The organism is Mucilaginibacter sp. FW306-07-L, assembly GCF_058782065.1.
The window spans coordinates 93929-115592 of record NZ_JBYSXI010000001.1; the positions used below are offsets into that span (position 1 = coordinate 93929).

Consider the following 21664-nt stretch of genomic DNA (forward strand, 5'->3'; position numbering starts at 1 on the left):
GATGATGCAGGCCGGTAAATAATGGCAATGTCCGGAAACAAAAAAATAGTTAATTTTCCGTCATGTTTAATACCATCGCTGAGGACGAAACATTTACCGGGCTTGCAAGCTTTGCCGGCATGGCGCAAACTTTTGATAACTGCAAATTTATTGATTGTGCTATGCCCGGTGCCGATCTGTCCAACATCACTTTTATTGATTGCCGCTTTGAGGGCTGCAATCTTGAAAGAGCCATCATCTTTAAAACAGGTTTCCAAAATGCTTTTTTTAAGGATTGCAATGTTAATGGTGTGGATTTTAGCAAGGCACTCGATTTTTTATTCGGGGCGGGTTTTGAGGGATGTACGCTCAACAACACTATCTTCTACAAAAAGAAGAACAAGGCAGCCCGTTTTACCGATTGCTCCTTAAAAGAAGCTGACCTGACCGAGTGCGACCTGACGGACGCGGTGTTTACCAATTGCGATTTTCATCGAACGGTTTTTAACTATACCAACCTTAAAAATGCAGATCTGCATACCTCATACAATTACATTATCGACCCGGATGAGAATACGCTGAAAAAGGCCCGCTTTTCGGTGCATGGTTTGCCGGGTTTGCTGGCTAAGTATGATATTAAGGTTGTAGGATAATTTAATACGCATGGTAACATATTTAAAAATATTGCGTCAATTAGTGATATATTAATAACTGAACCTATTTATTATGAAGTTAACACATTGGGCAATGCTTGCCTCGGTAGCTGTTGCAGCGGCCGCCTGTAATTCAGATCAAAAAAAGGCTACAAGCGAACCACCCGCGCGTACCGTATTTTTTGACAAAACTGCCATGGATACCACCATTAAACCGGGCGACGACTTTTTTATGTATGCCAGCGGTAGCTGGATGAAAAAAACCAAAATACCACCATCAGAAACCGGTTGGGGCTCGTTTTACACCTTGTATGATGATAACCAGAAAAACCTGCACCAGATACTGGAAGCCATAGCCAAGCAAGGCAATGAGCAGGGTAGTACTGAGCAAAAAGTAGCCGATTTATACACCAGCGGTATGGATACGGCCGCGATAGAAAAACTGGGTTACGAGCCTGTGAAACCATTGCTGGCCAAAGTAAAAGCGGTAAAGAATTATAAAGAATTGTTAGCCCTGGCTGCTGATGGTTATAAAGATGGCGACGGCTTTTTATTAGGTTTTTATGTATCACCTGATGATAAGGAGAGCAGCAAGAACGTAGCACACTTTGACCAGGCCGGTTTAAACCTGCCCAACCGCGATTATTATTTTGATGCGGATAAAGCGCCTATACGCAAGGCTTATGTAAAATACATTGCCAAGCTGTTTGAATACACCGGCGAAACACCGGCAATTGCCGCTAAAAAGGCTGATGAGATATTGAAACTGGAAACAGCTATAGCCAAATCTCACCGTACCCCGGTTGAGCTGCGCGATCCAAACAAAAACTACAACAAGTTTACCGTAACAGATCTGCAAAAAGCGGTGCCTGATATCGATCTGAAAGATATTTTTAGCCGGATGCAGTTAAGTACTGATACTGTTTTGGTTGGCCAGCCCGATTATTATAAAGCGCTGAACGGCTTGCTAAAATCGCAGCCTATTGATGCCTGGAAAGATAAACTTGCCTTTAATGTGCTTAATGGTGCCGCGGGCGATATGAGTAAAAAATTCAGGGATGCACGCTTTGATTTTTACAGCCGCACTTTATATGGCCAAAAGGAGCAAAAGGAGCGTTGGAAAGATATGGCCGGACAAGTAGATGGCGGCCTGGGCGAATTGCTTGGACAGCTATATGTTGAAAAATATTTTACCCCCGAAGCTAAAGACCGTATGCTGAAACTGGTGAACAACCTGCAGGCGGTGTACAAAGACCGTATTGAAAAGCTGGACTGGATGAGTCCGGAAACCAAGAAAAAGGCGCTTGAAAAGCTTAACTCGTTTGTTAAAAAGATCGGCTATCCTGACAAGTGGAAGAATTATGATGATGTAGAGATCAGCAAGGATGCGTATTACAAAAACCTGCAATCAATAGCGAAGCACAACTATAAGGAAATGATTGCCAAGGTGAACAAGCCAGTTGATAAAACCGAGTGGGGCATGACACCGCCAACTGTAAATGCTTATTACAATCCATCGTTCAACGAGATCGTGTTCCCGGCAGGTATCCTGCAGTTTCCTTTCTTTGATAAGAATGCGGATGATGCTATCAACTACGGGGCTATCGGCGCGGTTATCGGCCACGAAATGACCCACGGTTTTGACGACCAGGGCCGCCAGTATGATGCTCAGGGCAACTTGAAGGATTGGTGGACTGCTGCTGATGCTGCCAAGTTTAAAAGCAAAGCGCAGATCATGATTGACCAGTATAACGGTTATACCGTGCTTAACGGTTTGCATGTTAACGGTAGCCTTACACAGGGTGAAAACCTGGCTGATATTGGCGGTGTGGCCATTGCTTACCAGGCATTCAAAAATACGGAGCAAGGCAAAGGCGACAAAAAAGTTGACGGCTTTACACCCGATCAGCGTTTCTTCCTGTCGTATGCCCAGGTATGGCGTATAAAAAGCAGCGACGAAACCATGAGAGTACGCATCAGCTCTGACCCGCATTCGCCGGAAATGTATCGTGTGAATGGCGTACTGTCAAACACCCCGGCATTCTACAAAGCCTTTAACGTGAAACCCGGCGACAAAATGTACCGCGCCGAAAAGGATCAGGTTAAAGTTTGGTAAAATGTTGATATTATAATATATGACCTAAACAAAAATGCCGCTCAATGAGCGGCATTTTTGTTTAATGGTATTATTTCTAAAAAGCCTCATCACTGACGTAAAGGGCATTAATGGTATGGCTTTTCGAACGAGTTACGAGGAGAAATCCGTCGCTCGGTTATAAACGCAGATAGATTTCTCGCTAACGCTTCGAAATGACAAAAAAAGGATAAATTCATCATTGCTAACGTAAAAGTAATCCTTTTAGGCAGGTGCTTTTTATTTCAAAAAAATTTGTCATTCCGAACGAGGTACGAGGAGGAATCTGCCATCAGGCTACAAACGTATGCTGATTTCTGGCTGACGCTTTGAAATGAAAAAATTATTCAGAATAGCTTGAAAAAACATTTACGGCAGCATCACACCGGTCCCCGTAGGGAAAAAGCTGTTTACGCTCACCGGTAACTTACCCATGGGTTTAATTTGCCCGGTAATTACTTTAACGGCGGCACGCTGCAATTCATCGGTATTTTGGTAACAAGCCAATAGGGCACCACTGCGCTCAATGCCCGGTAGCCCGGCTATGGTGTAAGCATTGGCAAACACCGTAGTAACGGTATGCGGCTGCGCGGCAAGCTGCGCTATCAGGAATTTAATGTCGGAGTTATAATCCAGTTTACTTACCGGACGCGTGCGGGTATCATATATCGATATAAATATCTGGTCGTATTTTTTTAGGTTGACCAGCATGGCGTTCAGGTCATTCAACGAGGTGGTTTTACCTACTACAAATAACATACTGTTAGGGTACCAGCGCGCCAATTCTTGCTGAAAGGTGGTCATCCGGTCAATCCCGATATTGACAATGGCCGTTTTGGTTAGCGGGTTTAATCTCAATGTGTTCAGGTTACCTTTAAGCATGGTAACAGCCGCGTCGCTCAATTGCTGTATCAGGGCCTTTGCTTCCGGACGGTTAATAGAACTTACCACATCTCGTGTTGGCACAGGCTTGTAATTATGAAGGCCTGCCCAATATTTGGCGGCAAGTACCTTTTTTACTTTTGCCTCGAACTCAGCTTGCGTGATCAGATCTTTCCGGATCGCTTTTTTGATGAGCTTAATAGCGCGTTCGGAGTTTTCAGATAGTTCAAGGATATCATTCCCTGCTAAAAATGCCTGTACATCCGCCTCGCCGTTCGGAAAGAATTTGGTAACCCCTTTCATTTCCATCGCGTCAGATACTACCAGTCCTTTAAACTTTAATGAATCTTTCAGTAAGCCAGTTACAATAGGGCGTGAAAGTGTTGAAGGGCGGTTTTTGGCCGAATCCAACGCCGGTATATTCATGTGTGCAACCATTACACCGGATAAACCTGCGTTAATGGCTTCCCTGAAAGGATATTCTTCCAGTGAATCCAATCGCTGCCTGGTAAAGGGCAATATAGGCAGGTCAGCATGTGAATCTACATTGGTATCACCATGACCCGGAAAATGCTTGGCGGTGGTCAAAATTCCTTCATTCTGCATCCCTTGAAAATAGGCAATGCCTTTTTTAGCCACGTTAAAGCGGTTATCACCAAACGACCGGTAATTGATCACCGGGTTATTTGGGTTATTATTGATATCCATTACCGGGGCAAAATTCATTTGCAGGCCAAGGCGTTTAAAATCGCGCCCTATCATTTGCCCCATTTTGTAGATGAGGTTGTTATCCTGTATGGCTCCCAGGGTCATTTGGTAAGGGTAGGTGATCACCGAGTCCAAGCGCATGCCTACGCCCCATTCGCCATCCATTGATACAAGCAGAGGGGTTTCTGATGCACGCTGGTAACGGTTGGTTAATGCCGCCTGCCTGCCGGGCCCACCCTGAAAAAATACCAGGCCGCCTACTTTCTGTTCCTTTATTAAATTCTCAACCGAATCCTCATAAGCACGGCCTTTGTTGGTATGGGCCCGCACAAAAAACAGTTGCGCTATACGTTCCTTTTTGCTTAAATGGTTATAAACCGAATCAACCCAGCGGTTGGGTTGTGATAGCGATTGTACAAAACCCGTTTTCTGGCCAAATGAGTAATTATATATTAATAATGATAATGTTAGCAGTAAGTATTTTATACGCGGATAATATCCTTTCATAGTCCAAATGTAGTTAATCTACTTATCCTATCAATTGTTTTGCCAGTAGTGTTTTTTAAGTTACGAATAAACCTTTGCCGGCGGTTTTACTCTATGTTGAGAAACCAACAATGTTTTAACAATGAAAAAAGTTTTATTTATTGCTATATGCCTGCTGGTAGCAGGCGATGTTAGCGCCCAATATTACCGCCGTAAACCGGTACGCCGCCCGCCGCCGGGCTATTATCATAATAACAATCAGCGCCGCCATAATGATTTTTACCAGGTAACGGCCGGTTTTAAAGGCGGCTTAAATATTGCCAATACGGTTGATTCCTACAACTCCGACTGGACAACCAACACCATTGCCGGTGCTAACCTCGGCTTTACGCTGGATGTGCCGATTATTTATCCGCTATCATTCGCGCCGGAGGTGCTGTGGTCACAAAAGGGGTTCAGCGCGCAAACTATCGACGGGGACTTTAAGCAGCGCAATAACTTTATTGATGTGCCTTTGCTGGCCAAGATCAAGCTTACACCAGGGTTTAATTTTGTAATAGGCCCGCAGTTATCATTCCTGATATCATCAAAAAACATATACCGTAATGATTTTGCTACCGTTGTAGAGGAGCGTTATGATTACGAGGGTAACAAAACGCTTGTTGGCGGCGTGGTAGGCCTGAGTATTGACCTTAACCGCACCGTTGACCTGCACGCCCGTTACACCATTGACCTGCAGGACAGCAATACCGAACGTTACTCCAACATACCCGACTACCGCAACCAGGTTTGGCAAATTGGCTTGGGCTTTAAGTTCAGGTAAAAAGGTGTACTTTTGGTTTATAAGTAAGACTGAACAAGCCTTACTTATAAACCATTTTACATGAAAAATAATATCGCTTTACTGGTAGGATTGAAGAACAATCTGGATTATAGCAAAAACTTTTATAATACTACACGTGATATATATCCTGATGTTGAACTTGTTTTTGTAAGCTATGGTAGTACCGATGGTACACACGAATGGCTTGATAGTTTAAATGATCCTTTCCTTATTTATTATTATTCGGTAGAGCAAAAAACGTTTTCAGACACATTTAATAAATGTACTGAATTAGCAACCAAGGATTATGTTGCTTATGCACATAACGACATGATATTGGCTCCGGGATTTATTGAAAATCTTGAGCAGTTAGTTGCAGAAGATACGGTAGTAACTTATACTACAATAGAGCCACCTATATTTGCCGGCCATGAGCGTCCCGGAAAAATAATTAGAGATTTTGGCGACGGTATTGAAAATCAGGATATTTCAGGTTTGTACAGCTTTGCTAAGGAGTTACAGCAAACTAATAAGGTAAATGGAGAGTCGTCTGAACTGACATTTTTCTTGTGTGTATTACGTAAAGTATTATTAGAAATAGGAGGTTTGGACCCGTTATACAACCCGATGTTTTGTGAGGATGATGACCTTATACTAAGGCTAAAACTACGTGGTCTAAAAACTTTAGTGTCACATAATGCAGTTTGCTACCACTTTGTAAGTAAAACATCCAGATCATCTGACGAATATAAAGATCGTACAAAGCTTATTGAGGAAAACTCTAATAAAAACTTCACAAGGAAATGGGGTTTTTTAAATTCCTCATCTATAAAGAAAAAATACAATGTTGGTTTCATATTAAAAAATGGAACTAACGATTTGCTGCGAAAGATTGAGCCTTTTTGCACAAATGTTTATACCGATCATGATGCACGTAATTACATACTAAGCGAGCAGCCTAATACAGCTTTTGATTTGAACACCCGTATTAAGCCTTTACAAGCCGATAAACACAATGATATATTGGTATATATTGACGGTAACCGCTTTACTGATGATACATATAATGCAATCCGTTATTTAAATGAAATTATAACAAGGCGGGCTAATAAAAAGCTGAGTTTTTTTGAAAAACTAATCGGAAAAAGTAATTTTAGATTTAAACGGGCTAACTTAATAGTCGAAATAAAAAAACTCAGAAGTTTAGAACATACGCTTGTAAACCGCCTCTAATGCTATTCAATATTCATAAACTTTTTGTAAGTGTAAGTTACGGGATAACTGTGCATAATGAGTACCAGGAGCTCGAAAAACTGCTCGAATTTTTACTATCAAACATTGATAGTAATGATGAGATAATTGTTTTGCAGGACGTGACTCAAAAAGATGAGGCCACTACAAAGGTTATACATCAATATAAAAAACGTATAAAGCACATTGAGGCCAATTTGAATAACGATTTCGCTACATTTAAAAATCATTTGATACAAAATGCAAGCTGCAAATACCTTTTTCAGATAGATGCAGATGAGTTGCCGCAGCAACATTTAGTTGAATCAATAAAAAAAACAATTTTCAAAAAAGGTAAGCACGATTGCTACTTGGTGCCCAGGATAAATATGGTGAACGGATTAACAGCCGAACATATAAAAAAGTGGGACTGGAAGGTAAATGAAAAGGGTTTTATCAATTTTCCTGATTATCAATTAAGAATATTAAAGTTAAACGGCAAAATACTATGGAAAAACAAGGTTCATGAGGAGCTTCATGGTTTCAAAAAGGCGTACTATTTACCTGATACAGAGATGAATTGTTTGTTGCATATTAAGGGGATTGAGCGTCAGGAATCACAGAACGCATTGTACGATAAAATACAAATAACCGATTAAGCTTTGAAAAAGCGGATAGCATTTATTGTACAGCGCTATGGCGAGGATGTGAATGGCGGAGCCGAGTACCATTGCCGTATTTTGGCTGAAAAGTTAACTGACGCATTTGATGTAGAGGTATTCACATCATGTGCCAAAGATTATATGAGCTGGGCTAACGAGTATCCGGCTGGAGAAAGTTATTTAAACAACGTTAAAATTATACGCTTTCCGGTTAAGCACACGCGAGATTTTACACGGTTTAGTTTATTAAATAAAAAGCTTAATAAACGAAATAAGCGAAAAAAATGGCTGTCAGTAATCAAAATGCTGTCTGCTTATGATTGGTTTATTCATAACTACTATGAGTGTAAATGGATAGATGAGCAGGGGCCATTTATGCCGGATATTTTAAAATATTTAAAAAATCAATATGATAACTTCGACGCTTTCATCTTTTTTACTTATCTGTATTATCCGACAGCGAAGGGGCTTGATATTGTAAAGGACAAGGCGATATTTATTCCTACCGCACATGATGAACAGCCGATATATATGCATTTATTCAGGCGGTTATTTAAACAGCCCAAAGCCATTTTATATAATACCCCAAGCGAACAAAAATTTGTTAACAAGCTGTTTAACAATAATGATATATACAATGATATTGTTGGTGTAGGTATTACTGAAAAACAGGTGCCATTAGCAACAAATGAATATCATGATCTGGTTAACAGCCGTTACCTTATTTATATTGGGCGGATTGAAACATCGAAGCAATGTGATGTACTTGCTCAGTACTTTATAAATTATAAAACACAAAATCAGGAAGATATAAAATTGGTATTTGTTGGCCGTGATTTTATGGCGCTGATTCAGCATCCTGACATTATTTATACCGGGTTTGTAAGTGAAGAAGCAAAGTTAACCCTGCTATGCAATGCCCGGGCGCTTATTATACCATCAATTTACGAAAGCCTTTCACTTGTAACGCTTGAGAGTATGGCACAGGGTATTCCTGTAATAGCTAATGAGTGCAGTGATGTATTAAAGGATCATATAAATAATAGCCAGGCCGGATTTTTATACCACGATCAGCAAAGCTTTAACAAGGCACTTGATGCGGCAATTGATCCGGCTTTAGATAGAAAACAACTTGCTTCAAATGCAAAACAATATGTTGCTAAAAACTATGTCTGGCCGGTTGTAGTGAACAAGGTTATTAAGGCTGTTGATTATATCGTAAAATCTAATCAGCATTAAAAGTTTGCATATCAATCAGCTTGCGATAAAGTCCGTTGTGTTCCATAAGCTCGGTATGGCTGCCTTGCTCAACAATGCGCCCTTCCTCAAGTACAATAATAATATCAGCATTTTGTATAGTGCTCAGGCGGTGTGCAATAATCAGTGACGTGCGGTTTCTCATCAGGTTGTTCAAGGCATCCTGCACCAGTTTTTCTGATTCGGTATCCAGCGCTGAGGTAGCCTCGTCAAGCAGCATGATCGGCGGATTGTTAAGTACCGCACGGGCAATGCTTATGCGTTGCTTTTGCCCTCCTGATAATTTAATGCCCCTGTCGCCAATATTGGTTTTATAGCCATTCTCGGTATCTTCAATAAAGTTGTGGGCGTTAGCTATGCGGGCGGCGGCTTCAACTTCTTGCTGGGTAACACCTGTTTTGCCAAAGGCGATGTTATTGAAAATGGTATCGTTAAATAATATCGACTCTTGGTTAACAATACCCATTAAAGAACGAAGCGAGGTTGCCGTAATATCTTTAATATTTTTGTCGTCAACTAATATTTCACCTTCATTTGGCTCAATAAACCTTGGCAGCAAATCCATCATGGTTGACTTTCCACCGCCTGACGGCCCAACCAGTGCTACCGTTTTACCTTTAGGTACCGTTAGATTGATATTTTTTAATACCACACGCTCGTTGTAGGCAAAACTTACATTATTAAGATGTATCCCTTCATTAAACTCAGTTACGGCAACTGCATCAGGCGCATCGGTTATCTTCGGTTTTTCATCTATCAGTGCCAGTACCCGTTCTCCGGCGGCCAAACCGGTATGGATGTTACTAAAAGCATCACCCATGGCTTTTGCCGGACGCATGAGCTGCGAAAACAACGCGATGTAAGCTATAAATTGCCCGGCAGATAGATCAGATTCGTCGTTAAATAATAAATAGCCTCCGTACAGTACAATAAATGATACCATAATTACCGATAACGCCTCAGATACGGGCGAAGCGAGCTGCTGCCTGCGCGACATGGCCTTACCTATTTGTGAATAACGGATATTTTCATCATCAAAACGTTTGATTATAAAATCGGTAGCGTTAAATGCTTTTATAATTTTAATACCTGATAAAGCTTCGTCAAGATAGCTTATCATATTTGCGTAAGAATTTTGGGCCTCAACCGCCTGAGAACGCAGTTTTTTAACAATGCGGGATATAATAAGCCCAGCAACCGGTATTACCAGTAACGATATCAAGGTTAGTTTAACTGATGTTGAAAACAGCACTACCAAATAGGCAATAAGCAGCAAAGGTTCTTTAAAAATAACTTGTAAAGTACCGGTTACTGTAAACTGTACAGTTGGTACTTCTGATGCTATTTTGGATATAATGTCACCTTTACGCTCGTTGCTAAAATAGCCCAGATGCAAGTTCATCACATTATCAAAAACAGCTTTGCGTATGCGCAAAAGGGTGTGGATGCGCATGTTTTCCATAGTACGCTGCGACAAGTAACGAAACAGATTGCCCAATATAACCGCAACCATAATTACGGCGCACACATATACTAAAGCGCCAAACTGGCCATGCTTCAAAATAAAATCATTAAGATAATATTTAAACCAGCCCGATACATCAAATGTGGAAATGTTGCTGCTTACTTTGGCAGGTTTTTCGGGGCCGCAATCATTAACGTTAAATAGTGTATTTAACAGAGGCCCAAGCAGTGCCAATACCGAGGTGCTGAATATTACATATAATAGGGTATATAATATGTACGGAATAGCAAACTTCTCGATAGGTTTGGCAAATGACAGCAGCCTGAAATATGTTTTCATCAAAAAATATAAGGGTGCAAAATTAACAGTATTTAATTAATACTATCAGCTTAATAAACTAAGCCCTGTATTATTTATTGTTAAGGCAGTTGTGATATAGTTGAAGATATTGCCGGGCGGTATCATCCCAGTTATAACGGGCGGCATGTTGCATGGCTTTTTGCGCCATGTTGTTTCGCGTAAAATGTTGCATACCACGCTCAAAGGTTTGCTGCATATCTTCACTGTCAAAAGTATTAAAATAGTAAGCGGCATCACCGGCAACTTCAGGTAATGAGGTGCTGGTTGAAACAAATACAGGTTTGCCAAAATGCATCGCCTCAATAACAGGTAACCCAAACCCTTCGGCTATTGACGGGAATACAAAAGCTTCGCAATGCTCGTAATACCATGAACGGTCGTCATCGTTTATGGGCCCGATAATCTTAACACGATCAGCGCAGCCAAACTTTTTTGCCTGCTCCATTACTCTATCCTTATAAGGGGTTTCAATGCCTGCTATTACCAACTCCATATCGTTATTTTGTAACAAAGCGGGCAATACGTGGGCGTTCTTTTTTGCTGATATTATACCTATAGTAAATAAAAAAGGCTTTTGGGGCTGATAGGCGGGCAAATGTCCGGGTTTAACTTGCAGCTTATCCGCGCCATTATATATAACGCTAAGCTTATCCTTTACATGGGGGTAAAATCTCAAAACATCATTGGCGGCAAATTGCGATATGGTAACGATCCGGTCGCATGAGTCAATACGTTCGCCCAATTTATCGATATAGATTTTAAGTTTTTCGGCGCTCAGATCTTTTTCATGCACCTGGTTAATATCGTGTATGGTAAGTATCTTTTTACGGGATACACGTTTCGGTTTAACCCGCGAAAACTGATCGGTAAAATGGAACAGGTCAATATTGCGGTAGTTGAAAAAAATCGCCTTATGGTATTTTCTGAGATACATTGTACTCACTTCAGCATTATCAAACGCCTTTGTGCTCTTATCTAAAAAATAAGTGAGTTTAAACTGTTCGTGATTTTGCCTGAGCAACGCCTGGCCCAGGCTTTTACCAAAATAGTATAAACCTGTGTTTGGATATCGCATGGAATCAAGCGTAACTAATATTTTTGAAGTACTCATTTTTGCCAGTAAATAATAATGTTTGCTGCCGCCTGCGGGGTTATGCTGCCCAGGTTATCTGAGTTGCTTTCCAGATAGCTTGTCTTTTTACCTACAGGTGCCCACCTGCCCGGGTGTATAGGCCGCACACATGGGAATAGCCCTAACGTGTTGATGCCTGATGCCGCCGCAATGTGTAGCGGCCCCGTGCCCGAGGCTATCAGCCCATCAGCATTACGTATAAAACTGATAAACTGATACAGGGTCATTTTTCCGGTAAGGTTAATTACTGATGATGGCAGCTTCTCTATCCACCCGGCAAGCATTGCCTGTTCTTTTTCTGATCCACTTATAAAAATATTAAACCTCTCTGCGGGTAGCAGCTTTATTAATTCTGTAAACCTGTCCAATGGCCATTCTACGCCACTGCCATGAGATTTTGGATGCAATATCAGGTTAAACTTATCGGCAGATAACAAGGCCATGATATCATCTGGTACGCATTGCTTTGGCTCAAACTCATAATAATCATAAATTCTATCCAACGGCGGCACAGTAAGGCCAAGTGGCTTTAACAGTACTGTATTTAATTGTGCCTCGTGCAAATCAGATTTTTTGCGGCTCAGCCGTACCAGTTTGTTGCAGGTAAACCAGTGGAATAGGCGGTTAGTGGTACCGATGCGTGCTAGTATACCGGCGGCTTTAACCAGCTTTGCTATTTGCCTGTTAGGGAAAACATGAATAGCGCAATCAATATCATAGGCTTTAAGCTTTTTAACCTGATCTTCAAGCGGTAGTTTTGATAGCTCATCATAGTTGATAAATGAATCAACTGCCCTGCAGGCCTCAATTACCGGTTTGGTATAGGTGCGCCCGAGGAAAGATATTTTAACGTTAGGATAAGCTGAACGTATATAACCGCACATGGGTAATGTGAGCACCACATCGCCAATAGCATCGGTGCGGCTTATTAATATATGTTTATAGGGTATGTAGCTCAATACTTAGTTGCTTTAGCTGCGATGTGCACTCAAAATACTTCTGCAAAACTAATAACGAAATCATATCTTCCTTCGCTTTATCAAAAAACTGTTTTACATAGTTATTGGCGTTAAGGGCAATTTGCCTGGCTTCCACGGTGTGGGCGATATAGTAATTTAAACGCTCTTCAAGATCGCTAAAATCACCCTTAATATGGATATAATGAACATTGGGAATCAGCCGCCCTTCCATAAACCAGGTTTCGTATTTAGGTTCAGGCATTACGGCTATCGAGTTTGATGACATGATCCACTTGAGGTTGGTTGCCACATCATTGCCTTCAAGGCTTAATATGAATTTGTATTGCAGGTGTTGTGATATGCTGATTTTGGGTTTTATCCATTCAGTCTTACCCCCGTTTAAGTTTACCTGCCCTAAATTGCATAGCGGATGATTAAAATACATCTCCATAAATTTAATGCGATGCGGTTGTGTTATAACACCGCGGCCTATCAACATATTCTTTTTTTGCTCAAAAGGTACCTTATCATCTATAAATACAAAGTGGCGGTACTTATCTAATTTGAGTAGCACCGCGTTGGTATTATCGCCTTTGATAGGCCTGCTTTTTTGTATTGATGGTTCGGCCGGCGTATGTATAACATCGCCAAACAGAAAATGTGCTTTAAGTGAACTGTTAAAGTAGCGGGTATATTCAAAGGTATCAAAATTGTATGCCTTCGGGCTTTTAAATATTGCCATTTTCTTTAATTCCATTGCATCATTACTCAAGCTATGTGTTTGTTGTAGCTTATTGTAGTAATTTACCCTGTCGATAATTTCATCTACATTATATTTATTTAAAGTACGAAGTTTGTTATGTAGCGCCTGCCTGTACATAAACCCCGGCAGGGCTTGCCGCAAAATATTTTGGGCATAATAAAACAGCTTTGGTTTTTTATTAGGGCGGGCTTTCACTGTATTACAATCTTAGCTATTCATAATCTCCTCAATATGATCCGCCTCAACCGGTATATCCGCCATCAGGTCAATATTACCATCCGGGGTTATCAGTATATCATTTTCAATACGGATGCCCAGGCCTTCTTCGGGTATATATATACCGGGTTCGCAGGTGAGGATATTGCCTGCCTCAAAAGGTTTGTAACGGCTGGCAAAATCATGTACATCAATACCCAGGTGGTGCGATGTGCCGTGCATAAAGTACTTTTTATATAAAGGCATCTTTGGATCCTGCTTATCTACCTCGTGTTGTTTAAGCAAACCGAGGCCAATAAGTTCGCCGGTCATGATTTTGCCCACCTCTTCATGGTATTCGGCAGACAGCGTACCCGCTACAATCATTTTTGTAGCCTGGCGCATTACACGCAATACCGCGTTGTATACCTCGCGCTGGCGGGGCGTAAAGCGGCCGTTAACCGGTATCGAGCGGCTCAGGTCGGCGTTGTAGTTGGCGTATTCGGCACCAAAATCAAACAGTATCACATCCCCATCGAGGCATACCTGGTTATTGTCATTATAATGCAGCACAACAGCATTCTTGCCCGACGCGATTATTGGGTTGTAGCCATGCCCGGTAGCACGCTGGCGCAAAAACTCGTGGGTAACCTCGGCTTCTATCTCGTATTCGGTAACGCCGGGTTTAACAAATTTGAGTACACGTATAAAGGCATCGCGCGTTATAGCACATGCTTTTTTGGTCAGTTCAATCTCAATGGATGATTTAACCGGCCGCATGTCGCGCAGTATGGGTGCCGAGCGCTGGTACTGGTGCAGCGGGTACTTTTGCTTCAGGTCGTTGATCATCCGCAGGTCGCGGTAAGGTACGCTGTGCAGGTAGCGGTCGTTCTCGTTAGTATTTAAATAAATGTTGTCGGCATAAGTAACTATGCTGTGCAGTATACTGTCAAAATCGCTTAGCCAGTATACACTTTGTATACCTGATACCTTGCGTGCTTCGTCAATGGTGTACTTATGGCCTTCCCAAATGGCGATGTGTTCGCTGGTTTGTCTTAAAAAAAGTACTTCTCTGTATAGGATATTAGGACACTCGGGGTACAAAATCAGGATGCTCTGTTCCTGGTCGATACCTGATAAATAAAAAAAATCAGGATTTTGCTTAAAAATATGCGTTTGATCCCCATTACGCGGATATTCGTCATTGGAGTGAAAAATAGCTATTGATGAGGGTTTTAATCGTGAAACGAAATTTTTTCTATTAATTGTAAATAGTTCATTTTCAATGGGTAGGTATTTCATGCCGCAGAAGTTAAAAATTCAAAATACCAAAACAATTGTAGGGCTACAGGCGTTATGGCTATAATTTTTGGAACAAAATTTGGTATTCTTTTCAAACATAATTAGTATTTTTGAAAAAAATCACAATTAAAATCGTTTAATCTTAAAACTATGAATTATTCTACATTAAAGAAAACAGTCGCGCTATCGTTCGCTTCTTTGATGGCTGTGAGTGTGGCTTTCGCGCAAACAGATTCAACCTCAACAGAAACAACAACTACAACGTCGACAGAGCCTACTACCGCCAAGGTATTTGGTGGCTTAGGTCAGTACAGAACCTTCAGCATTGGTATCAATGGTGGTGTTACTTCACCATTCAGTGCATTAGGCGGTACTAACGACTACCTGAAATCAGACCTTAACTTAGGTTATGGCCTGTCTTTCCGTCAACAACTTTCACACAGCTTCGGTCTGATCTTAGACTTGCACGGTGGTAAAGTTGGTGGTAACAACAATGACATTGAGAATGCTGATCCGGCTTCTTACACTCAAAAAGAATTTGAAACCCGTTTCTGGTCTGCTACCTTAGGTGGTCAGTGGAACTTCGGTAGCATCGATTTCTTACACCGCAAAAATTCAGTTAACTTCTTCCTGAATGCTGGTGCAGGTTTAGCAATGTACAAACCTAAAACTACTACAACTGCAGGCGGCGAGTTAGTAAACTATACTTCTGATGATAAATACATCAAAGAATTAGTGATCCCTGTAGGTGCTGGTGTTAAATTCCGTTTAAGCGACGGTGTTGCCCTGAACTTAGGTTACACTGTAAACTTTGTTGATGGTGATAACTTTGACGGTTACAAAAGAGGATTCCCTACTCGTGACAAATGGTCATACGGTTACGCTGGCTTAGAGTTTACTTTAGGTTCAAAATCAAAACCGAACCTGGATTGGGTTAACCCGGTAGCTATGATGTATGACGAACTTTATGACGAAACTTTACGTCAGGAAGTTGAAGCCCTTAAAGGCCGTGTATCATCAGTTGAAACTGCAGTTAGCGACCTGAAAAAAGATTCAGACGGTGACGGTGTATCTGATCAATTCGATAAATGCCCTAACACTCCTGCTGGTACAGTAGTTGACGGTGCTGGTTGCGCTATCGTATTCCCTAAAGCTGATTCTACTGAAGCTGGTGCTGCTTACTCAAACATTCAGTTTGAATTTGATAGCTCAGTGTTAAGAACTTCAGCTTACCCAGCTCTTGATGCTACTTCAGCGGATCTGCGTTCATCAGGTGCTATGGTTACTATCAAAGGTTACGCTTCATCAGAAGGTACTGCTGCTCATAACATGCAACTTTCTAAAGATCGTGCTAACTCAGTAAAAACTTACTTAGTTAACTCAGGTGTTGAAGCTAAAAAATTGAAAGCTAAAGGTTATGGTGAAACTAACCCTGTTGCTGACAACTCAACTGAAGAAGGACGTGTATTAAACCGTCGTGTTGAATTCAGCAAATAATTTCTGAGATCAATTTTTAAAGATCATATTGAAGGCTCCGGATAACCCGGAGCCTTCTTTTTTTTATTAAATTTGCCAGCATGTATTTCTTCCGGAAAAAAGACCCGAACAGGCCAACCAACTTTAACCTTAAAGTGATGCATATTATTAATGCCATTGCTATCAGCATGTTTGTGGGCGGTATTATATGGAAGCTAATTGACTGGTTTATACTCAAAAAATGAAAACTATAATCAACACAACCAATGCCCCGGCACCAATAGGTCCATATAGCCAAGCTGTTAAAGCAAACGGCTTTTTATTCGTTTCAGGCCAGATAGCGCTTAACCCTGCCACTGATGAATTGGTGCTGGATGATGTAAAAATCGAAACCACACAGGTAATGGAAAACTTGAAGGCTATATTAACCGAGGCCGGTGCTGATTTTAGCAGCGTAATTAAAACGGGCATATTTTTAAAGGATATGAATGATTTTGCCGCGGTTAACGAAGTATATGGTTCATACTTTACCGATAACTTTCCCGCCCGCGAAACGGTACAAGTAGCCGCGCTGCCTAAAAATGTGAATGTAGAAATATCTGTAGTAGCATTGGTTGGATAATAAATTATTTTGATCTGATTGGAAATAAACAAAAGCGCTACCCCCTTTGAAACGCCTGTTGAGTATTTAAAAGGTGTCGGCCCGGCCCGTGCAGAGGTTATTAAAAAGGAATTGGCGGTGTTTAATTACGCCGATCTGCTGCGTTATTTTCCGTATAAATATATTGACCGTACCCGGTTTTATAAGGTTAAGGATATCCACCCAGAAATGCCTTATGTGCAAGTTATCGTACGGCTTACCCGTAAGGAGGTTGTCGGTGAAAAACGCACTAAGCGCCTGGTAGTACAGGCGCAGGATGATACGGGGCAAATTGAGCTGGTATGGTTTCAGGGTGTTACTTGGATTGATAAAAGCCTGCATGTAGGCAAGGCCTACATTATATTTGGCAAGCCCGGTATGTTTAACGGTCGGCCCCAAATGTCGCACCCGGAGATGGAGCAGTACTCGCCGCAAGCCATCAAGCGCCAGGGAAACCTTACCTTGCAACCCGCCTACAACTCTACTGAAAAACTTAAACAATACAGTTTAGATAGCAGAGGCATTCAAAAGCTTACTGCCATATTGATTGAAGAGTATGGGCGCTACCTGCAAGAAAATTTACCGCAATATATCATCAATAAATACCGGCTAATGGACAGGCGCGAAGCCTACCGGCAAATGCATTTTCCGGATGATGCCAACAAGCTGAATGAAGCGCAGCATCGCCTCAAGTTTGAGGAACTTTTCTTTTTACAATACAAACTCCTTAAAAATAAGCTCTATCGTACCCAAAAGTTTAAAGGGAATATATTTGACAAGGTAGGCCACTATTTTAATGATTTTTATAACGATAAGCTGCCTTTCCCCTTAACTAACGCGCAAAAACGGGTACTGAAAGAGATCAGGATTGATACGCAGCGTGGTGTACAAATGAACCGCCTGTTACAGGGTGATGTTGGCAGCGGTAAAACCGTTGTAGCACTAATGAGCATCCTGATCGCTATTGATAATGGTTTTCAGGCTTGTATGATGGCACCTACCGAGATCCTCGCTAACCAGCATTATCAAACCGTTAAGAACCTGGTGGGCGATGATTTTGTGGAAGTAGCGTTGCTCACCGGATCAACCCCTAAAAAACAGCGTAAAATATTGCATGAACGCCTGCTGAACGGCGAGCTTAAAATTTTAATAGGTACCCACGCGTTGATTGAAGATGCTGTGCAATACCAAAACCTCGGTTTTGTGGTGATTGATGAGCAGCACCGTTTTGGTGTAGAGCAAAGGGCAAAGCTATGGCGTAAAAACACCATACCGCCGCATGTGCTGGTAATGACGGCTACACCCATCCCGCGTACCCTGGCCATGACCTTGTATGGCGACCTGGATGTATCGGTTATTGACGAACTGCCTGCCGGGCGTAAACCGATCCAAACCCTGCATTTTTATGAGAGCCAGCGCCTGCGTATGTTTGGTCTGATGCGTGAGGAGATTGCCAAAGGGCGGCAGGTATATATTGTATACCCGTTGATACAGGAAAGCGAAAAGCTTGATCTTAAAAACCTGGAAGAAGGTATTGAAACCATGCGCAGTGAGTTTCCGCTGCCTAACTACCAGATCAGCATAGTGCACGGTAAAATTCCGGCCGCGGTTAAAGAAGAGGAAATGCAGCGCTTTATAAAAGGCGACGCACAGATCATGGTAGCTACAACCGTAATTGAGGTAGGGGTGAATGTACCCAATGCCTCAGTAATGATCATTGAAAATGCCGAGCGCTTCGGGCTGTCGCAACTGCACCAGTTACGGGGCAGGGTAGGGCGTGGTGCTGAGCAATCGTATTGTATATTAATGAGCGGCAATAAGCTGAGCAATGATGGCCGCATCCGTCTGGATACCATGGTGAAAACCAATAACGGCTTTGAAATATCAGAGATCGACCTGCAACTGCGGGGCCCGGGTAATATTGAAGGTACCCAGCAAAGCGGTGTGCTCGATTTAAAGGTAGCCAACCTGGCCACCGACCAGGAACTGCTGATGCAGGTGCGTAAATGTGTTGAGGTGATATTTGAAAATGACCCGCAACTTATCCACCCCGAAAACCAGATACTTCACCAGGCAACACAATCAAAAAACGCGGGCCTTTCGTGGGATAAGATATCGTAGTCCTAACCCTAATTAATAAAACATTTTAATAATTACTCCTCTACATTAATACCGATCTGCCTCAACAGCAACGACGCGTTGAAGGTTTTGCATTCGCCGTGTTTTAGCTTATAGTCAAACAGCATTTCGCCGTCAATAACCTGTATGTCGAAGTAGTAATTACGCACATAAGCGGGATATTTATCTTCAAGCCGGGCAATTTGCAGGTCGTGCGTGGCTACCATGCCTACGGCACGCTTGGCTATCAGTTGCTCTATCACCGCTTTTGAGCCCCGGTATTTATCAACCGAATTGGTGCCGCGCAGCATCTCATCTACCAAAAAGAAAACTTTGGGCACAGTTTCAACAGCACCCAGCAGCATCTGCAGCCGGTCAAGCTCGGCCTTAAAGGTTGAGGTACTTTCGTTCAGCGAATCCTTAATGCGCATGTAGCTAAGCAGGTTAATTACCGATACCTCCATGGCATCAGCGCAAACCGGCGCACCGCTTAGTGCCAGTACGGTGTTAATGCCTATAGTACGCAAAAAGGTGCTCTTACCCGCCATGTTTGAGCCAGTAATAATATCAACCTTAAAGGCATCGCGCAACTCATAACTGTTTACTACCCTTTTGGCCGGTTGAATAAGTGGATGGCCAAGGTTTTGTGCAACCAGCGTATAACCCTTGCCATCGGCAATTTGCGGCATAGCCCAGTTTGTATAATTAATGTGCAGGCTTGCCAAGCTCATCAGCGCCTCATAATCAGCCAGTACCTCAAATGCATCTTCCAGGTTTTGTTTGTTGGCGCGTTTCCACCCTTCAATGGCGATGATCTGTCTCAAATCCCAAAGAAAAAAGATGTTAAGTACCGACCCAACCAGCAGGTTAAGCCTGTTGTTGAATTTGTTGATCAGTTTGGAAAGCTCTTTTATTTCTGCCGAGGTTTGCTTTTCCTTTAACTGGTTAGACAGGTCGGTACAGTAAGCTGACTGCCAATGCTCCTCTTCCGCTTTTTTAAAGGCCTGCGCGTATTTACCCAGGGTGTCACCTATTTTACCGATCACGAGGTCGGCCATTTTAATTTGCTTTGCCCTTGATGCTACCAAACCCAGATGCGCCACGGCCACCAAAACCGGCAAGGCCTTAGCATCGTAAAAAGCGGATAGTAACAGGGAGGCTATCATTACAAACGGCGCTGCAAGGCTATACTTTTTCAGCCAGCCTTCACCCGGCAAATTAAGCGGTACGCCCAGGTATTTTATCAGGTTGCCAAGCTGGGCGGCATCCGCGGTTTTAGCGAAAAGCAGCAGAGCCTGCAACTCTATCTTCCAGTTACTTTTTAAAGATATTTCCCTAACCGCATCCTGCCGCTGTAAAATGGTTTGCTTTTGGGCAGGGGCGTTTAGCCAACCGGCAAGCTTAGTATTGCCTGCTTTGGTAGCCGCGCGGTTAATCAGGTTAAATAAAGACAAGCGGCCAAAAATATCCAGATCTGCCGTGTAAAAGTGTTTCTCGCTGGCAAAACGGGTACCATCATCATACAGGTTCTCATAGTTTTGAATATTGGCTATCTCGTTATTATTGATGCTCACAAGGTCGGTATAATAATCGCGCTGCTGCTCAAATTCGCTTTGCCGCTTTACCAGCCAGGCAAATACAATTACCAATATTACCGAGCTGATAGCGATAACCGTAAACATATTGATCATTACCCCGAGGCTGATACCCGCGATGATCAGGACAAATATACCCAGGCGAAACAGGGAGTATTTATTAGCCATTTGTTTAAAACGGTCGGCTTCGGTTTGCGCTGTGGCGGCATTGCTGCGATAGGTGTTCAGTATATCCTGCGTCATGGGTGGTAAAAACAAAGCGGTAAAGTAAGTGCTTTATTTTAAAAATAACGTTATTTGTAGCGTTTTATGAAGATAACGCTTTTAACGGTAGGCAAAACGGAAGATACTTATTTAAAAGAAGGTATTGAGAAGTATATTAAGCGCCTTAAACACTACATTAAGCTGGAAATGGTTGATCTGGCCGAGTTAAAAAACACCAAGGCACTTTCACAGGATCAGCAAAAAGCGCGTGAGGCCGAGATGATTATGAAAAAACTTTCCCCGCTTGATTATGTGATACTGCTTGATGAAAAAGGCAGTGAGCTAACCTCAACCCAATTCGCCAATACCATTAACAAGCACATGATAGGTACGGCAAGCCACCTGGTATTTGTTGTGGGTGGCCCTTACGGGTTTGATACCACTGTATACCAGCGGGCAAATGATAAACTTTCGTTATCGCGGATGACGTTTTCGCACCAGATGGTTCGCTTGTTTTTTATTGAGCAGCTATACCGCGCCTTTACCATTATCAAGGGCGAGCCATATCATCACGAATAAATACAATTAAAACATTTACGGACGTTTTAGTATTGATAGGTAAATTCAGAAACCACTAACTT

Annotated in this window: 18 protein-coding genes; 11 read left to right on the forward strand and 7 right to left on the reverse strand. The window is 42.2% G+C overall.

Annotated features, from left to right (window positions below):
• The first annotated feature begins 62 nt into the window (after positions 1–62).
• Both AC3WJC_RS00400 and AC3WJC_RS00405 read left to right on the forward strand, forming a co-directional pair.
• Entirely contained in the window at positions 63–632 is a 570-nt protein-coding gene (locus AC3WJC_RS00400; RefSeq protein ID WP_492397087.1) for a pentapeptide repeat-containing protein, read from the forward strand.
• 73 nt (positions 633–705) lie between these two features.
• Positions 706–2748 carry a M13 family metallopeptidase gene (locus tag AC3WJC_RS00405; protein ID WP_492397088.1) on the forward strand — a complete coding sequence of 681 codons (2043 nt, stop codon included), beginning with the start codon at positions 706–708 and terminating at the stop codon, positions 2746–2748.
• 387 nt (positions 2749–3135) lie between these two features.
• Here AC3WJC_RS00405 and AC3WJC_RS00410 read toward each other — a convergent pair whose 3' ends face one another.
• A complete protein-coding gene (locus AC3WJC_RS00410) occupies positions 3136–4863 on the reverse strand; it encodes a glycoside hydrolase family 3 protein (protein ID WP_492397089.1) in 1728 nt (575 codons plus the stop codon).
• Between the two features lie 121 nt (positions 4864–4984).
• Between AC3WJC_RS00410 and AC3WJC_RS00415 the strand changes: the two genes are divergently transcribed.
• From AC3WJC_RS00415 to AC3WJC_RS00430, 4 genes are read left to right on the forward strand one after another with little or no spacing between them, the layout of a single operon-like run.
• Positions 4985–5665, forward strand: a complete 681-nt coding sequence (locus tag AC3WJC_RS00415) for a porin family protein (RefSeq protein ID WP_492397090.1) — start codon at positions 4985–4987, stop codon at positions 5663–5665.
• A gap of 60 nt (positions 5666–5725) precedes the next feature.
• Positions 5726–6898: a glycosyltransferase family 2 protein gene (locus tag AC3WJC_RS00420; RefSeq protein WP_492397091.1), complete on the forward strand. Its 1173-nt coding sequence runs from the start codon at positions 5726–5728 to the stop codon at positions 6896–6898.
• Positions 6898–7554 (forward strand): glycosyltransferase, encoded by a 657-nt coding sequence (locus AC3WJC_RS00425; RefSeq protein ID WP_492397092.1) that lies wholly within the window; start codon positions 6898–6900, stop codon positions 7552–7554. Before AC3WJC_RS00420 ends, AC3WJC_RS00425 begins: the two co-directional genes overlap by 1 nt.
• Before the next feature lie 3 nt (positions 7555–7557).
• Complete coding sequence (locus AC3WJC_RS00430) at positions 7558–8796, forward strand: glycosyltransferase family 4 protein (RefSeq protein WP_492397093.1); 1239 nt, start codon at positions 7558–7560, stop codon at positions 8794–8796.
• Here AC3WJC_RS00430 and AC3WJC_RS00435 read toward each other — a convergent pair.
• The 5 genes from AC3WJC_RS00435 to AC3WJC_RS00455 all read right to left on the reverse strand — a co-directional run bounded on the left by AC3WJC_RS00435 (position 8783) and on the right by AC3WJC_RS00455 (position 14990).
• The gene (locus AC3WJC_RS00435; RefSeq protein ID WP_492397094.1) at positions 8783–10618 is read right to left on the reverse strand and encodes an ABC transporter ATP-binding protein; all 1836 of its coding nucleotides are present in this window, start codon (positions 10616–10618) and stop codon (positions 8783–8785) included. The genes AC3WJC_RS00430 and AC3WJC_RS00435 overlap by 14 nt on opposite strands.
• 70 nt (positions 10619–10688) lie before the next feature.
• Complete coding sequence (locus AC3WJC_RS00440; protein ID WP_492397095.1) at positions 10689–11750, reverse strand: glycosyltransferase family 4 protein; 1062 nt, start codon at positions 11748–11750, stop codon at positions 10689–10691.
• A complete protein-coding gene (locus AC3WJC_RS00445) occupies positions 11747–12730 on the reverse strand; it encodes a glycosyltransferase family 9 protein (protein WP_492397096.1) in 984 nt (327 codons plus the stop codon). The genes AC3WJC_RS00440 and AC3WJC_RS00445 overlap by 4 nt, the downstream gene beginning before the upstream one ends.
• Positions 12711–13472, reverse strand: coding sequence for a glycosyl transferase family 90 (locus AC3WJC_RS00450; protein WP_492397097.1), 762 nt, complete (start codon positions 13470–13472; stop codon positions 12711–12713). The genes AC3WJC_RS00445 and AC3WJC_RS00450 overlap by 20 nt, the downstream gene beginning before the upstream one ends.
• Before the next feature lie 228 nt (positions 13473–13700).
• Complete coding sequence (locus AC3WJC_RS00455) at positions 13701–14990, reverse strand: aminopeptidase P family protein (RefSeq protein WP_492397098.1); 1290 nt, start codon at positions 14988–14990, stop codon at positions 13701–13703.
• 150 nt (positions 14991–15140) lie between these two features.
• Between AC3WJC_RS00455 and AC3WJC_RS00460 the strand changes: the two genes are divergently transcribed.
• From AC3WJC_RS00460 to recG, 4 genes are all read left to right on the forward strand, one after another.
• Entirely contained in the window at positions 15141–16487 is a 1347-nt protein-coding gene (locus AC3WJC_RS00460; protein ID WP_492397099.1) for an OmpA family protein, read from the forward strand.
• A gap of 80 nt (positions 16488–16567) precedes the next feature.
• Positions 16568–16711 carry a DUF6728 family protein gene (locus AC3WJC_RS00465; protein ID WP_492397100.1) on the forward strand — a complete coding sequence of 48 codons (144 nt, stop codon included), beginning with the start codon at positions 16568–16570 and terminating at the stop codon, positions 16709–16711.
• Positions 16708–17088, forward strand: a complete 381-nt coding sequence (locus AC3WJC_RS00470) for a RidA family protein (protein ID WP_492397101.1) — start codon at positions 16708–16710, stop codon at positions 17086–17088. Before AC3WJC_RS00465 ends, AC3WJC_RS00470 begins: the two co-directional genes overlap by 4 nt.
• A gap of 18 nt (positions 17089–17106) precedes the next feature.
• Entirely contained in the window at positions 17107–19227 is a 2121-nt protein-coding gene (gene recG, locus AC3WJC_RS00475) for an ATP-dependent DNA helicase RecG (protein WP_492397102.1), read from the forward strand.
• Between the two features lie 32 nt (positions 19228–19259).
• Here recG and AC3WJC_RS00480 read toward each other — a convergent pair whose 3' ends face one another.
• Positions 19260–21062: a MutS-related protein gene (locus AC3WJC_RS00480; RefSeq protein ID WP_492397103.1), complete on the reverse strand. Its 1803-nt coding sequence runs from the start codon at positions 21060–21062 to the stop codon at positions 19260–19262.
• A 66-nt stretch (positions 21063–21128) separates the two neighbouring features.
• On the opposite strand from AC3WJC_RS00480, the gene rlmH reads away from it, so the two are divergent.
• Positions 21129–21602: a 23S rRNA (pseudouridine(1915)-N(3))-methyltransferase RlmH gene (gene rlmH / locus AC3WJC_RS00485; protein WP_492397104.1), complete on the forward strand. Its 474-nt coding sequence runs from the start codon at positions 21129–21131 to the stop codon at positions 21600–21602.
• The last annotated feature ends 62 nt before the right edge of the window (positions 21603–21664 follow it).